This is a genomic window from Symbiopectobacterium purcellii (assembly GCF_052050035.1).
Lineage (GTDB): Bacteria > Pseudomonadota > Gammaproteobacteria > Enterobacterales > Enterobacteriaceae > Symbiopectobacterium > Symbiopectobacterium purcellii_A.
This window is the reverse complement of the sequence record NZ_CP189882.1, coordinates 1,948,858-1,964,101: the sequence shown is the minus strand read 5'-3', so window position 1 is coordinate 1,964,101 and position 15,244 is coordinate 1,948,858. Positions and strand designations below refer to the sequence as shown.

The window sequence follows — 15,244 nt, the reverse complement described above, 5'->3', positions numbered from 1 at the left end:
CATTTTGCTGATACCGATGTTACGAAAAGTACGCCGTCCGCTTCTCTTCACCTTGTTATTGGCATGTAGTTCATGGGCGATGGAGGGAAAGCTGTCGATCGTGATTGATGATTTCGGCTATCGGCCCCACAACGAAAATCAGATACTGGCGATGCCAACGGCCATCTCCATTGCGGTGTTGCCTAACGCGCCCTATGCCCGTGATATGGCGTTAAAGGCCCACCAGCAAGGGCGCGAGGTATTGATCCACCTGCCGATGGCACCGATGGGAAAGCAGCCTCTCGAGAAAGACACGCTGCGCCCGGAGATGGGCAGTGAAGAGATCGAACGTATTATCCGCCAGGCGGTAAATAACGTCCCTTACGCGGTCGGGTTAAACAACCATATGGGCAGCGCCATGACCTCCAGCCTGCCAGGCATGCAAAAGGTGATGCAAGCGCTCAACGCTTATCAGCTCTACTTTCTCGACAGCATGACCATCGGCAGCAGCCAATCCATTCCGGCTGCGGCGGGCACCCATGTTAAGGTGATCAAGCGTAAGGTCTTTTTAGACGATACTCAGAATGAGGCGGATATCCGCACCCAGTTCAATCGAGCGGTGCAACTGGCGCGCCGCACTGGCTCCGCTATCGCCATCGGTCACCCGCACCCCGCGACGATCAAAGTACTGCAACAGATGTTGCCCACGCTGGATGCTGATATCGTTCTGGTGCGCCCCAGTCAGTTATTGAATGAGCCGGTTCACTACCAGACGCTGCCTTATGAACCTCGTCCTGCACAACCGGCACGTAAACCGTTCCGCAAACCGCTGTTGTGTACCATCAAGCAGCCACTACCACCGGTGGGTAACGAGGTCTTCTTTAAACTGATTGGGGAAAGCTTACGTGACAGTGCGCCCGTGCATTTTATTGAGCAGCGCTGGCGCACCTGGGTGACATCCGGGGAAAAATAAATGTGTAGCGCGCCCTGGCCTCAGGGCGCGCAATGATGCCGTTAATCCCAGTGCAAAATCACCTTACCAGATTGCCCAGAGCGCATCACATCAAAACCCTGCTGAAAGTCATCTATTGGGAAGTGATGAGTGATAATCGTGATCAGAAGTGAGATAAACAACTAAGAGAATCTGAGATAAATGGGATTTAGTGGAACCACTGGGGATTTATCGGGACAGATTACTGTAATTACCTTTCGAGTCTGTAAAGAATTTCGTGTAAATGGCTCCATCGCTTAACCGGAAATCCGATCTCCATACATCAACATGAATTGGCTCATAGCCGGTTTCCAGTCTCTGATTGGTAGGGTCCATTTAGCCGAGATATTATGCAAGGCTAGATAGAATAATTTTAGCACCGAGTCATCCGTTGGAAATATTCGTCGCGTTTTCGTTATCTTGCGCAATGAAGCATTTAACGACTCTATCGCGTTGGTGGTGTAGATAACCTTGCGGATCTCCGGCGGAAAATCAAAAATGACGATGAGACGTTCCCAATTATTTCTCCACGATGGGCTGATCGTCGGGAACTGTTCATCCCATTTGGCCGCGAAGGCATCCAGGGCCTCTTCAGCGCCCTCTAGCGTTGCGGAACTATAGATAGTGCGGAGGTCAGCAGCAACGGCTTTACGCTCTTTCCAGCCGACGTAGCGCAGCGAGTTCCGCACCTGATGCACGATGCAGAGCTGTACCCGCGTATGCGGGTAAACAGCTTCAATGGCATCAGGAAAGCCCTTCAGGCCATCGCAGCAGGCGATGAAGATGTCCTGTAGCCCACGATTTTTCAGTTCTGTCATTACAGATAACCAGAACTTGGCCCCCTCGGTTTTGGCTATCCATAGCCCCAGCAGCTCTTTTTCGCCCTGGCCGTTGATGCCTAGAGCCAAGTAAACAGACTTGTTGGTCACGGCTCCGCCGTCCTGGCTTTTGACCACAATACAGTCAAGGTAAACAATGGGATAAAACGCATCCAGCGGCCGTTGCTGCCAGCGCTTAACGTCATCCATCACGGCATTGGTCACTTGAGAAATGAAGCCAGCGGAAACATCGACCCCGTAGACTTCTTTAAAGTGAGCCTGAATATCACGGGTTGATAGCCCTCTGGAATAGAGAGAAATAATGCGGTCATCGAAGCCGTTAAGCTGCTTTTCGTGCTTACCGATCAGTGTCGGCTCGAAGGTACTGTTGCGGTCGCGCGGAATATCGAGCTCGAGCGCCCCATTTTGGCTACGTACGCTCTTGGATGTCTTGCCATTGACGGAGTTGCCTGAATTATTACCAGCCGGGTCATGCTTAGCATACCCAAGGTGTATTTCCATCTCAGCTTGAAGAACCCGTTCCGCCAGTCTTTTAGTCAGCTCCTTGAGTAGGCCTGATTCACCCAGAAGCTCCTGAGGGGAGTGGCAATCCTGAAGCAGTTGGTCAATAAGTTCGTTGCTGATAGGCATTTTTTGTCCTCTGAAGGTTTTCCTCAAAATGCCATTTACACAGATCTTTTTACACTCTCATCGGGAGCGATGAGAGTGCTCTGATCCGGCGATCCCCTGAAAGTTCGATTTATTCAACAAAGCCTCTTTGTTACAGTACCGCTTCTGTTGTCAGTGGGGCTCGCTCTGCCCGTAAACAGGTAAAATCTGCCTGAATTACGGCAGGTAAAGGAAATTGCCGTCGACTCTGTCTATACGCCAACGATTTCTGGCTGCCCTTTATGCATGCGTTACCCATACAGCAGTTTGCAACCTTGACAGTTTGTATAGTTTTTTCAGTGCGTTGACGCACATGATCTCTAAAACCAGAGCAGGAGAATTAAAGTGAAAGTAATCACAATGGCAACCGCAAGCCTGTTAATGCTCATGAGCAGTGCTCACGCTGAAGGGCTGACGATCTCAGCGGATAGTAAAAAATTAACCGTCAGCTTCGGTCAACCCACCATTAAGCAGGTGCTACATTACCGTAAAATGTACGACAAAAAACCTTTCCCCGATGCCGAGATTTATTATTACGATAACGGTGTCTATAAAATCATTTCACAGGGCGAAAACCACTACGGTGTTTACTCCATGCAGGGCAAGTTCGATGATGAAACCTTCACAGTGCGTTTCATTTCGCTACCTTCCATCGACTGGGGCAATAAAACAGCCTTTCATCAGTTAACCTTCGTTCGGGGAGAAAAGCAAAACGTGTTTATTCAAAACGCGATTGTTGATACTGGCGAAGCCATTGCGCAGCAGAACGGTACTTATACCCAGGAAAAAAACACTGTGATAAACCCGGTGTCCACCAACTGGAAAAATAATTAATCCTCATGTGACTGTCTGTCTGCCACCGCATTTCAACCAATGGAGATGGGCAGTCACTATCGTATTAAAATAGCCCAACAAACGGTCGTTTTATGGAGCCTTAACTGTGACGCCAACGATCGGCCTGCAACCCGCAGGGCAGGATTGCATTTTCTCATTCCACTTATCATTTTACATCTATACTCAAATCTGGTGACTTACTGGAAGACATATCATGCTGATTGGGTACGCACGGGTTTCCACTGACGATCAGCACCTCGACCTGCAACGTGATGCCCTGACACAGGCCGGGTGTGGACGTATTTTTGAAGACCGGGTCAGTTGTGCGCAGGCGGAACGCGAAGGGCTGGCGAACCTGATAACCTCATTCCGTCCCGGGGATACCGTCGTTATCTGGCGGCTGGATAGCCTGGGACGCTCACTGAAAAATCTGCTGCAGCTGGTTGAACAGCTGGACGGGCTGTGCGTTGGACTGCGCAGTTTGCAGGAAAGCATTGATACCACCTGATCCGGCCCAGAGATCGTGGACACGCTGTTAAGTGAGTAAAATTGCTGACAGAGGTGGAAAATGACTCAATCGAACGGTCATAAAATGAGCAACAATCGCTATCCGGACGAGTTTCGGGAGAATGCTCTGCTACTTGCTCAGCGGATTGGCGTAGCCAAAGCAGCCAGTGAGTTGAATCTTCACGAATCGCAGCTTTATGCCTGGCGTAAAAAACAGCAAATGGCGCTATCCTGCTCCGAACGTGAACAGCAGCAATGGCTTTGTTGAATAATTTAACCGTTTGATTTACATCTTCTTTAGTTAGAATGCATTTACAGAGAATGTATTTTGTTAGAACGACAAATCAAATAGTTAGCACAATAAAAAGCATTCCGAGAGGAAAAATTAGTCGTTGAAATTTTATAATGCTTATATAAATCAGTATCTTAAATTATTCAACAAAGCCAGCAGCAATCTGTTGGAATTGTCAGGCTTAAACGTCAACTGGCTGATCAGGCTGAGGAGTTAGCCATCCTCCAAAAGGCCGCGACTTACTTCGCCAGACGCCTGAAGTGAGGTACGTCTTTATGCAACAATATCAGGCTGAGTTTCGGGTTAAGTCTATGGCGCGTGTTCTGGTCGTCAGCCGCAGCGGATTTTATGCCTGGAGCCGACGATGTGGGCAGAAAACGGTTTCACAGCAGCGACGGGAGCTTTGCGATACCCGGGTAGCCAGCGCCTTTACGGAACAGAAAGGACGCAACGGTGCCCGCAGGCTGCGCCTGGACCTGCAGGATGCCGGTTATCATTACAATCGCAAAACCATCGCTGCCAGCCTGCGCCGGCAGGGGCTGAAGGCGAAAGCGGCAAAAAAATTCAGGGTGACAACAGATTCGAAGCATAATCGTCCGGTGGCGCCGAATCTGCTACAGCAGGATTTCACAGCATCAGCCCCGAACCAGAAATGGGTCGGTGACATCACTTACTTATGGACGGAAGCGGGCTGGGTTTATCTGGCTGTAATAATTGATTTATTTTCACGAGCCGTTGTGGGATGGTCAATGTCGGTAAGTATGAAGTCGGGCCTGGTCTGCGATGCCCTGCAGATGGCCATGAGCCGACGGGGTTCCCCAGAGGGAGTCATCGTCCACTCGGATCGTGGCAGTCAGTACTGTTCTGATGATTATCAGAAGTTAATTAAAATCAGTAAATTAACATGTAGCATGAGTGGGAAAGGCAACTGTTATGATAACGCGTGTGCTGAAAGTTTTTTTCACAGCCTGAAGGTGGAGCTGATCCACGGCGAACACTTTCCTGACCGGGAAACCATGAAATCTGAGGTGTTTAACTACATTGAGGTGGATTACAATCAGAAACGGCGACATAGCACGCTGGGCTATGTCAGCCCGATGGTATTTGAACGATAAGTCCTCTCTTAAGGGCGTGTCCACCAAGTCTGGGCCAGATCATTCCCTCTGAATGTCCACCCGCTGATTACGCGTAACTTCGGCTGGATTGCTTTTGAGCAGCCCCTCAGCAATCGCTTCACGAAACAGGTCAAGTAGCAATGCTCTGATGCGGTTCGCCATTGTCACTTTTCCTGCTTTTTGTAGTGGTTGAATAATCAGGACACTAAACTTACATCCAAAACGGAGGTGTTTAGTGAACCATAAACGACAATTTACCCATGAGTTTAAAAAGGAAGCCGTTGCCCTGGTATAGCCAACCGCCCCATTCCCAGTCGAAATGCAACAAAGTGACCCACTGGCCAGAGTCGGATAAAATCACCGTTCTGGCCCTACTGGAGATCCCGTTGCATGCAGGGAAAACATCTGACTCACAAAGAACGGTTCTACATCGAAAAGCGGCGTGGTGATGGGGTTAACCAGGCCACCATCGCCCGGGAACTGGAGCTTCCTCGTTCTACCATCAGCAGGGAACTCAGACGCAATACCGACGCCGCTTTCAACGGGGTCTATTCCTGCAGAAGGGCCGAAACGTTGGCCAGAGGGCGGCGGCAGAAAACACGGCCGGACAGCGTGATTAACCAGCTTGAACCGCACATTCAGGACTTTATCAGAACGGCGCTGTCTACCCACACCTCACCTGAGGTCATCAGTGGGCGCCTGGTCCTGGAATTTGGCCTGTCCGTCAGCAAGAACTCGCTCTATCGCTATATCCAGCAGGAGCGCCGGGCCGGCGGTGAGCTGTATCAGCAGCTCCCTCATCGGGGTAAACGGTATAACTATCAGACCGATGAGAACAAACGCGGTCCTATTCCCAACCGTGTTGGCATTGAGCAGCGGCCGGCCGTTGCTGACCTCAAGCAGGAACCCGGGCATTTCGAGATTGACACCATCTTTGGCAAAGATCAGAAATCATTCCTGCTGACGGTGGTCGATAAAGCCGTCAAGCTGGTCATCATTCGCAAACTGCCCAACAAGCGAGCAGAGACAGTGGTAGCGGCCTTCAGGGACATCGTTGCCAATACCTTCTGCGAGTTTAAAACCCTGACTGCTGACAACGGTTCTGAATTTTCCCAGCACGGGGAAATTACAAAAGTCACGGGGGCACCGGTCTACTTTGCCCGGCCATATCATTCCTGGGAACGCGGGTTGAATGAGCATACCAACGGGCTGATACGGCGTTTTTACCCGAAGGGAACGGACTTCAATTATGTCACCCATCGCAAGGTTGCAGCACTCGAACACCTGCTCAATACGCGAGGCCGAAAATCGCTGGGTTATCGTTCTCCAAATGAGGTATTTTTAACGCACTTACAGGCGGCATAATGCCCTACCGTTTTGTTGCGTTTCGACTGGGAATGGGCCGGAAGGTAATGCCAGGAGCATTGAGGCTCTGACCCGGGTATCACCGGTGGCCTGGCAACACATTTTGCTGAACGGACATTATACCTTCCAGAGAAGCGATGAGATTATTGACCTGGATACGCTGGTTGCCGGGCTGAAGCTGGGGTAACGGAAATTTCGGCGTTTCCGGCTTAGAACCCCCAATAGCGATAACTGCTTCGGTGAACATTAAAAATACGACACAACGATTTCACTGGATAAAGCGCTCTTAGCTTTTCAACTACCGAGAATTTTTCAGTGAGTCGGACATTAAGAGCGCAGTAGCCTTTTTTAAGATGGCATTCTCCATTTCCAGTCGGTGGATTTTTTTCTTCATTTCTCTGAACTCAATTTGTTCAGGTGTTAATGGCAGACCAGGCGATGTTTTCCCTTGACGTTCTAAACGAAGGGCTCTTACCCACCGGCTAATCGCTGAAAGACTGACGTTCATGGCTTTCGCGGCTTCCTGGTAGGTATAATTTTGGTCAAGGACTAATTTGGCGGTTTCACATTTAAATTCAGCAGTAATTATTTTACTCATTTTGGCACCTATAAAAATTATGAGGTAAGCATATCACCTCTACTTAGGTGGCCAAATTCAGTATGCCACTACAACCTGTACGAAACCGAAGCGGAGATGCTCTCCGATGACCCGCACGGATGATACCGGCATACAGCCCCGCCCCATGAAGACGCTGTTTCAGCGCAACAGGGCATGGGCTGACATCATGGAGGCATACCCGCTCCGGCCTGTAGAGATTGAGGTTGTATAGCCAACCGACTTAAAAATGATTACATCCTATGCCCTGATATGCGGCAAAGAAGCATAGCTGGCTGTTATCAAAATAATGTCGCTTGGCTATATCGTTGGTAATATCGGGATGTTTTTTTGAGCGCCAGCCGCACATTTGAGCGCACGGATATTGCTGCCATCCAGCGCAATGGCTGACCAGTCAACAAGTCCATGAGCATCAAGAAATGAAAGTAACCTATTAAAAATAATGTTAATAACTCCAGACTTTGACCATCTATTGAAACGGTTATAAACGGTTTTCCATGGTCCGTAACGTTCAGGTAAATCACGCCATGGGGCACCTGAACACAGTATCCAGAACATGCCGTTGACGATTTTGCGATGTTCTGCCCATGGCCGGCCTGCCTTCGGAGATGTCAAAACGGTTGGTAACAAGGGCTCAATGATTGCCCATGCTTCATCAGAAAGATCGTAGCGAGCCATAATCCAAAGTGTCTTAGAAACAGATGGATACTATAGCTCAAGCAATTAAGGGACACAGCGTAGGTGCCATCTTTACTATTGGCAAAAAACGGATGTGGAAGCCTTTTATCAGGCAAGCCAGCCAGAGCAGCGCCGATATTGTCTATCTGGGTGAAACGGTGTGCAGCAAGCGGCGCGCCATCAAAGTGGGTAACTGGCTCGATCTGGCGAAGCAACTCGCCGCCAGCGGCAAGCAAATTGTGTTATCTACGTTGGAATTGATTCAGGCCCCCTCAGAACTCAGCGAATTGAAACGCTATGTGGAAAACGGTGAATTCTTGCTGGAAGCCAACGATCTCGGCGCGGTGAACATGGCCGCAGACCGGCATTTACCCTTTGTCGCGGGCCATGCGCTTAACTGCTACAACGCCCACACGCTGCGTCTGTTACATAAGCAAGGGATGATGCGCTGGTGCATGCCGGTAGAACTCTCCCGCGACTTGCTAAGCGACCTGCTCGACCAATGCGATGCCCTCGGTTTTCGCCATCAGTTCGAGGTAGAAGTGCTGGGCTACGGGCATTTACCGCTGGCGTATTCGGCGCGCTGTTTCACCGCTCGCTCAGAAAACCGCGCCAAGGATGAATGTGAAACCTGCTGCATCAAGTACCCGCAGCGGCGCGCCATGCTGTCGTAGGAAAATCAGCAGGTGTTTGTGCTCAACGGTATCCAGACCATGAGTGGTTATTGCTACAACCTCGGCAACGAACTGGCATCGATGCAAGGCTTGGTAGATATCGTTCGCTTGTCGCCGCAGTCACTGGATACGCTGACCCTGATCGATAGCTTCCGCGCCAATGAGCAGGGCCAGGCACCGCTGCCCCTGACGCAAGATGCCGATTGTAACGGCTACTGGCGACGCGTCGCCGGTCTGGAATTGGTATCCTGACAGACGTCGGGCGGTGATCCGCCCGATCGCCCGTTTTGAATATAAAAATGTGCGAACGTGCGCAATACTGTGAAAAAAACACAGTGAGCCTGCCGCAATGTCAACCGATACCCAAACAACACTGTTTTCTCACGATATCCCGTTTTCCGTTCTGTATTTAGCGCCGATCCCACAAGGCGCCACGCCCAGAGACGCCTTTCATCACTCGCTCGATCTGGCGCAGCACGCGGAAAAATGGGTCTACCACCGTTATTGGTTAGCCGAGCACCACAACATGACCGGTATCGCCAGCGCCGCAACCTCGGTGCTGATCGGTTATAGCCAACCGACTTAAAAATGATTACATCCTATGCCCTGATATGCGGCAAAGAAGCATAGCTGGCTGTTATCAAAATAATGTCGCTTGGCTATATCTTGCTTCTGGCACAGAACGCATCCTGCTAGGGTCCGGTGGCGTCATGCTGCCAAACCACTCCTACTGGTGATCGCCGAGCAGTTCGGCACGCTGGAATCACTCTACCCTGGGCGTATCGATTTAGGCTTGGGACGCTCGCCGGGCACCGATCAACGCACCATGATGGCCCTGCGTCGCCACCAGAATGCGGAAATCGACGATTTCCCCCGCGACGTACAGGAATTACAGCGCTATTTTGCTGATGCTCAACCAGACCAGGCGGTGCGCGCCGTGCCGGGCCAGGGCTTGCAAGTACCGCTTTGGCTGTTGGGCTCCAGCCTCTACAGCGCACAATTAGCGGCAGCATTGGGGTTACCGTTTGCCTTCGCCGCGCATTTCGCCCCGGATATGTTGCTTCAGGCGATGACGTTGTATCGGGAGAAATTCAAACCCTCTAGCACACTGAACAAGCCCTATGCCATGGTGTGCGTGAACGTGATTGCGGCTGAAACTGAACGCGATGCGCGTTTCTTGTTCACCTCGGTGCAACAGCAGTTTCTGAATTTGCATCGTGGGCAACCCGGACCGCTGCCTGAGCCGTTGCAAAATATGGATTTACTCTGGTCTCCGGCCGAACAGTTTGGCGTGGATCAAGCGCTACGTTTGGCGATCGTCGGTGACAACAGTAAAGTGCAACATGGTTTGCGCAGCTTGCTGCGAGAGACTAAATCAGACGAGATATAGCCAACCGACTTAAAAATGATTACATCCTATGCCCTGATATGCGGCAAAGAAGCATAGCTGGCTGTTATCAAAATAATGTCGCTTGGCTATAATGATCAACGGACAGATCTTTGATCATCAAGCACGAAGAGACTCTTTCGAGCGGATCATGCAGATACGTCAGTCGGTGATCGGCTAACGTCATGTCATCTGGTAGAGAGGGAATCCCCTCTCTACCACAGCGACAGCCTAAAGGTTATTTTTCGCCTGCGGTGTAAGGCAAGCTGTCAAAGGTGCGAAGTGCCTTCTTACCGTAGGGATCGCCGATCAAACGTTTTGATTCTCGAAACGCAGGGCTGACCAGGCTTTTTTCCGGTTCCTGAATATCGTAGCTCAGTCCCGCCAACGTTGACCAGGTATGTAGTAGATGCGCATTGCTGTATTTCCGGTCTACGTAAGGGGCATAGTCGATCGGGTGATCTTTCTGCCACTGTGGCGAGTTCCAGAGAATGAACGGCACGGTGTACATGGTACGCGTCGGTGCAGATTCATCGCGCCCGAGCACGTTGTGCGGCGGCGTCTCGTAAACGTCTTCACCGTGATCCGAGAAGTAAAGCAGGAAGCCATTCGGCCGCGTTTTTTCAAAGGTGCGGATCAGCGTTTCGACCACGTAATCGTTGTACAGCTCGGCATTGTCGTAATCGTTGTAGACTTCGACATCGCTGTCGCTCACGCCGTCAGGAATGCCTTCTCGCCCGACAAATTTCGTTGCCTCTTCCGGATAACGAAATTTGTATTTCATGTGAGTGCCTAACAGGTGCACCACAATGAATTTCTTCTCAGCGGGATCGGCCAATACCTTTTCAAACGGGGCGAACACCACGTCATCGTACTGACGCGCGCTTTGCGTGCGCTGATTGTTCATATAGAACTGTTCGTCCGTCTGCTGGGAGAACACGGTCAGCAAGGTATTCCGTTTAGTCATGGTCTGCTGATTGGTGATCCAGAACGTTTTATATCCGGCCTGTTTCATCATGTTCATCAGCGAGGGCTTGGTCAGATAGAGATCCGGCTGCAACTCATCGGCAAACGTCAGCGCCTGCTGCAAGATTTCAATGGTGTACGGACGTGAGGTCACGACATCGTTGAACACCACCAGATTGGGATCGCTTTTACGCAGCGCGTCCAGACGGGGCGTGGTCTCACGACCATAGCCATACAGGCTCATACGACTACTGGTGGTTGACTCACCGATCACCAGCACCAGCGTGCGCGGCGTATCGCCGTTCGCGTCTTTCAGATTTGCCAGCGGAGGTAAGGCCGCATTCTGCTTGAGCATTTCTGTCATTCTTGCCAACTGCTGGCGGTACTCAACGTAACCCGCAATATACTGCCACGGCGCAGTGGTGGACATACGGCTTGCCAGATAACCGCTGGCCTCTTCCAGTGTTTCGCCCTCGTTATGCATTTTTTTATAAAGGGGTACACCAAACAGCACCACGGCAATTAAGGTACATACCGTCACTTTATATTTAAACGGCAGGTAAACTGGTCGCACTTTACGCCACAGGAACCCAACTATCGCCGTATAAAAAAGCAATATAGCCAAAACTTTCAGACTGAAATATTGACTTACATATTCACCGGTTTCTTTGCTATTAGACTCGAACATCACAAACATAACGCTTTGTGAAAACTCTTGTTTATATATCGAGTAATAACCCAAGGCGATCAGAGAGGTAGTCCATAACAGAATACCCAGTACGCTGCTAATGATTTTGGTTCTGGCAGGGAAAACAAAAACCGGGATCAGCCATAGCAAGCTGTAAAGTAACGAATCGCGTAATCCTGTAGTGCCGCTATGACCGGTCAGAACAATGACAAGCTGGAGTGCGCAGGAGAAAAACCAAAAATAGAGCAAAAGCCACCCGAGCGAGCGCCAACTAAAGCGTTCCTTAACAAAGCGTTCAGACATATTTAATTCCACACAACGTTGTTATTTTTTATGCAGCGCCAAATAGCACTACTTTAATGAGGTCTCTTTTTTTAGTACCTATCTTCCGGCACCGTAATAACCACGCCGAAGAGGTGGACTATCCCTTTAAAACCTTAAAACAAAATTAAGTTCAGCCGGTGAGTCAAAAAAAAACAAGGGTAAAAGTTATGTAAGGGACTATTTTAGGTTTTGAAGCGAAGTGTTGAACTTCGCCCCAAAGATAAGCCAATACGTCAGCTACCCACTGTTATTTTTATTGACCAACGTCCGCAGGACGGCGACGCGGAGCGCGTTGCCCTTCACTGCGTTGACCATCAAGGTTGAAATTGCGTTCGCGACGTTCGCCCTGACCTTCACGACGAGCATCACCCTGCCCACCGAATGAACGACGGCCACCGTCACGACGATCGCCAGCACCAGAACGCAGTGCGCCACGGCTGTCACTGCGTTCACGACGTTCGAACGGCTGTGCATCACCGATCAGTTGCATGTTCATCGGCTTGTTCAGGATGCGCGTGCGGGTAAAGTGTGTCAGCAGATCGCCCGGCATTCCCTTCGGCAATTCGATGGTGGAGTGCGATGCGAACAGCTTGATGTTACCGATGTAGCGGCTGCTGATATCCCCTTCGTTGGCAATAGCGCCAACGATATGGCGAACTTCAACACCGTCATCACGACCCACTTCGATGCGATACAGTTGCATCTCACCCACATCACGGCGCTCACGACGCTGCGGACGTTCACCGTCATTACTCGGGCGACGATCGCCACGGTCATTACGCTCATCACGATCGCGGAATTCACGGCGCGGACGACGCTCAATCGCCGGTTCCGGCGGCAGGATCAGCGGACGCTCACCTTGCGCCATTTTCAACAATGCCGCTGCCAGCGTTTCGATATCCAGCTCTTCAGCCGGTTGCAGTTTAGCCAGCAACGCGCGGTACATATCCAGATCGCTGCTTTCGAGCTGTGACTGCACTTTGGCGGCAAACTTCGCCAGACGGCGCTCGCCTAACAGTTCAACGTTCGGCAAATCGACTTCAGGGATTGTCAGCTTCATGGTGCGTTCAACGTTGCGCAGCAGGCGACGTTCACGGTTTTCCACAAACAGTAATGCACGACCAGCACGACCGGCGCGGCCAGTACGGCCAATACGGTGCACGTAGGATTCTGCATCCATCGGAATATCGTAGTTCACCACCAGGCTGATACGTTCCACATCCAGACCGCGCGCCGCAACGTCAGTGGCGATCAGAATATCCAGACGGCCATCTTTCAAGCGCTCCAGCGTCTGCTCACGCAGTGCCTGGTTCATGTCACCGTTCAGTGCCGCGCTGTTGTAACCGCTACGCTCCAGCGCTTCAGCCACTTCCAGCGTTGCGTTCTTGGTACGCACGAAAATAATGGCGGCGTCAAAATCTTCCGCTTCCAGGAAACGCACCAGCGCTTCGTTCTTACGCATGCCGTGCACAGTCCAGTAGCTCTGGCTGATATCCGGACGCGTCGTCACGCTTGATTGAATGCGCACTTCCTGCGGATCTTTCATAAAGCGGCGCGTAATACGGCGAATCGCTTCCGGCATGGTTGCTGAGAACAACGCCGTTTGGTGCTGAGCCGGGATCTGGGCCATGATGTTTTCAACATCGTCAATGAAGCCCATACGCAACATTTCGTCAGCTTCATCTAGCACCAGACCACTCAGGTTGGAGAGATCGAGCGTACCGCGTTTCAGGTGATCCAGCAGGCGTCCCGGTGTACCAACAACAATTTGCGCACCCTGGCGCAGCGCACGCAACTGAACGTCGTAGCGCTGGCCGCCATAGAGCGCTACCACACTCACACCGTGCATGTGTTTAGAGAAATCATTACAGGCTTCAGCCACCTGCACCGCCAACTCACGGGTCGGTGCCAGCACCAGCATTTGCGGCGCTTTCAGTTCAGGCTTGATATTGTGCAGCAGCGGTAATGAAAACGCCGCCGTCTTGCCGCTACCGGTCTGGGCCATACCCAGCACGTCGCGGCCATTAAGCAAATGAGGAATACATTCTGCCTGGATGGGAGAGGGCTTCTCATATCCCAGATCCGACAGTGCATTCAAAATAGGAGCGGACAGCCCCAGGTCAGCAAAAGAGGTTTCAAACTCTGCCATGTAAACGTGCCTCATAGTGAAATGGCGGCCAGTCTACACGTAACTTGTCGAGAAAATACTCAGTCATTTTCATTGAAAAGTGTGAACCGGCTCAAATTAGATTAAAAAAACGAACAAAAAAGCCCTCGCCCGTTAAGGCGTAGGAAACGCTGGTTCCCGGCTGATTACGTTCGTCAGCTATTGCTGGTCCGATCCTGATAGGTCGTCTTGCTCTTGGCCTAACAATGCCAATTCCAACAATGCATAGCGGTGCTCAACAAAGTTATGTACGTTGTTGGCGACCGTCAGCTTGAACAGCGCCATGGCGTTGTTCTTGTCCCCCAGACTTAGGTAGTGCTTACCTAAATAGAAGTCGGTTTCACTGAGATGCTCAGCGAGCGAAGTGTTATCCGTTGCTTCTGCCTTCAGGCGCTCCATAAGCACAGCTTCACTGATGTTGCCCAGGTAGAATTCGACAATATTCCATCCCCAAGGACCTCTTTCTGCACTGTCATAACGCTTCTTCAGAGCGGCCTTGGCAGCATTGGGATCTATCTCCCGCTCAGCCAAATACAGCCATAACGTACGGAAAGGATCGTTCGGATCGTCTCGATAAAACGCCAGCAGATCATGCTGCGCTAACAGGTAACGACCGCCATAATACAAGGCGATGCCCCGGTTCAAACGCGCATAATTGTAAGTTGGATCAAGCTCTAGTACAGAATCAAACGCTTCATAGGCAGCATCAAAATTGCCTGCCTGCGTTAAATAAATGCCGAGGTAGTTAAACACCTCCGGCATATCCGGACGGATTGATAGAGCTTGTGAAAAATCATTACGCGCTAACGCTCTCAGTCCGAGACTATCATACAGCACTCCGCGCTCATATAATAGCTGTGCGCGTTCGTCATCGGTTAACGCCCGACTGGCAAAAATTTGTTCCATGCGTGCCAAAATGACTTCCAGCTGTAAAGCAGACTGCACTGGAATTGCCAATACCGCGTTTTTACGCCAATCCGTGTTGCTGCATCCTGCCAGCATAAGTGCTGTCGCAACATAACACCAGCGTAAGAAAGGCTTCATTTCCCACTCCCGAAGACAAACATTGGATGAACATCCTGTCCCCGCACGCTCAATGTGAGGCTATCCGCGCCTCACAAATGCCCAACTCCCCGCCGTGGCAGGGAGTGGCAAAATAACAGCAAAACGGCTG

The 15,244-nt window shown here is 50.9% G+C and carries 9 protein-coding genes and 6 pseudogenes; 8 read left to right on the top strand and 7 right to left on the bottom strand.

The annotated features are described in order from the left end of the window. The first annotated feature begins 16 nt into the window (after positions 1–16). Positions 17–952, top strand: coding sequence for a divergent polysaccharide deacetylase family protein (locus ACQGXV_RS14440; protein ID WP_440867429.1), 936 nt, complete (start codon positions 17–19; stop codon positions 950–952). A 41-nt stretch (positions 953–993) separates the two neighbouring features. Here ACQGXV_RS14440 and ACQGXV_RS14435 read toward each other — a convergent pair. Together ACQGXV_RS14435 and ACQGXV_RS14430 are read right to left on the bottom strand one after the other, a co-directional pair. Further along, positions 994–1,098 (bottom strand): annotated as a pseudogene (locus ACQGXV_RS14435) (hypothetical protein); the annotation flags it as partial. A 129-nt stretch (positions 1,099–1,227) separates the two neighbouring features. Next, positions 1,228–2,439, bottom strand: coding sequence for an IS256 family transposase (locus tag ACQGXV_RS14430; RefSeq protein WP_440866727.1), 1,212 nt, complete (start codon positions 2,437–2,439; stop codon positions 1,228–1,230). 378 nt (positions 2,440–2,817) lie between these two features. Here ACQGXV_RS14430 and ACQGXV_RS14425 point away from each other — a divergent pair, with 378 nt between their 5' ends. The 5 genes and pseudogenes from ACQGXV_RS14425 (at position 2,818) to ACQGXV_RS14405 (ending at position 6,570) form a co-directional block, all read left to right on the top strand. After that, the gene (locus ACQGXV_RS14425) at positions 2,818–3,291 is read left to right on the top strand and encodes a hypothetical protein (RefSeq protein ID WP_440866726.1); all 474 of its coding nucleotides are present in this window, start codon (positions 2,818–2,820) and stop codon (positions 3,289–3,291) included. Positions 3,292–3,505: 214 nt separating this feature from the next. Further along, the gene (locus tag ACQGXV_RS14420) at positions 3,506–3,799 is read left to right on the top strand and encodes a recombinase family protein (protein WP_440866725.1); all 294 of its coding nucleotides are present in this window, start codon (positions 3,506–3,508) and stop codon (positions 3,797–3,799) included. An 84-nt stretch (positions 3,800–3,883) separates the two neighbouring features. Continuing rightward, positions 3,884–4,066: a transposase gene (locus ACQGXV_RS14415; RefSeq protein ID WP_440866724.1), complete on the top strand. Its 183-nt coding sequence runs from the start codon at positions 3,884–3,886 to the stop codon at positions 4,064–4,066. A gap of 198 nt (positions 4,067–4,264) precedes the next feature. Continuing rightward, positions 4,265–5,205: pseudogene (locus ACQGXV_RS14410) on the top strand (IS3 family transposase); the annotation flags it as partial. Positions 5,206–5,595: 390 nt separating this feature from the next. Further along, positions 5,596–6,570 (top strand): IS30 family transposase, encoded by a 975-nt coding sequence (locus ACQGXV_RS14405; protein WP_440862690.1) that lies wholly within the window; start codon positions 5,596–5,598, stop codon positions 6,568–6,570. Between the two features lie 218 nt (positions 6,571–6,788). Here ACQGXV_RS14405 and ACQGXV_RS14400 read toward each other — a convergent pair. Together ACQGXV_RS14400 and ACQGXV_RS14395 are read right to left on the bottom strand one after the other, a co-directional pair. Continuing rightward, positions 6,789–7,168, bottom strand: a pseudogene (locus ACQGXV_RS14400) (transposase); the annotation flags it as partial. Positions 7,169–7,490: 322 nt separating this feature from the next. Further along, a pseudogene (locus ACQGXV_RS14395) lies at positions 7,491–7,864 on the bottom strand (IS5 family transposase); the annotation flags it as partial. A gap of 94 nt (positions 7,865–7,958) precedes the next feature. Here ACQGXV_RS14395 and ACQGXV_RS14390 point away from each other — a divergent pair. Continuing rightward, positions 7,959–8,790 (top strand): annotated as a pseudogene (locus ACQGXV_RS14390) (U32 family peptidase). A 121-nt stretch (positions 8,791–8,911) separates the two neighbouring features. Then, positions 8,912–10,106: pseudogene (locus tag ACQGXV_RS14385) on the top strand (MsnO8 family LLM class oxidoreductase). A 57-nt stretch (positions 10,107–10,163) separates the two neighbouring features. Here the strand turns inward: ACQGXV_RS14385 and cptA are convergent. The 3 genes from cptA to nlpI all read right to left on the bottom strand — a co-directional run bounded on the left by cptA (position 10,164) and on the right by nlpI (position 15,114). Further along, positions 10,164–11,882 (bottom strand): phosphoethanolamine transferase CptA, encoded by a 1,719-nt coding sequence (gene cptA / locus ACQGXV_RS14380; protein WP_440867428.1) that lies wholly within the window; start codon positions 11,880–11,882, stop codon positions 10,164–10,166. A gap of 274 nt (positions 11,883–12,156) precedes the next feature. Continuing rightward, the gene (locus ACQGXV_RS14375; protein WP_440866723.1) at positions 12,157–14,052 is read right to left on the bottom strand and encodes a DEAD/DEAH family ATP-dependent RNA helicase; all 1,896 of its coding nucleotides are present in this window, start codon (positions 14,050–14,052) and stop codon (positions 12,157–12,159) included. Positions 14,053–14,229: 177 nt separating this feature from the next. Beyond that, positions 14,230–15,114 carry a lipoprotein NlpI gene (nlpI, locus tag ACQGXV_RS14370; protein ID WP_440866722.1) on the bottom strand — a complete coding sequence of 295 codons (885 nt, stop codon included), beginning with the start codon at positions 15,112–15,114 and terminating at the stop codon, positions 14,230–14,232. Between the last annotated feature and the right edge of the window lie 130 nt (positions 15,115–15,244).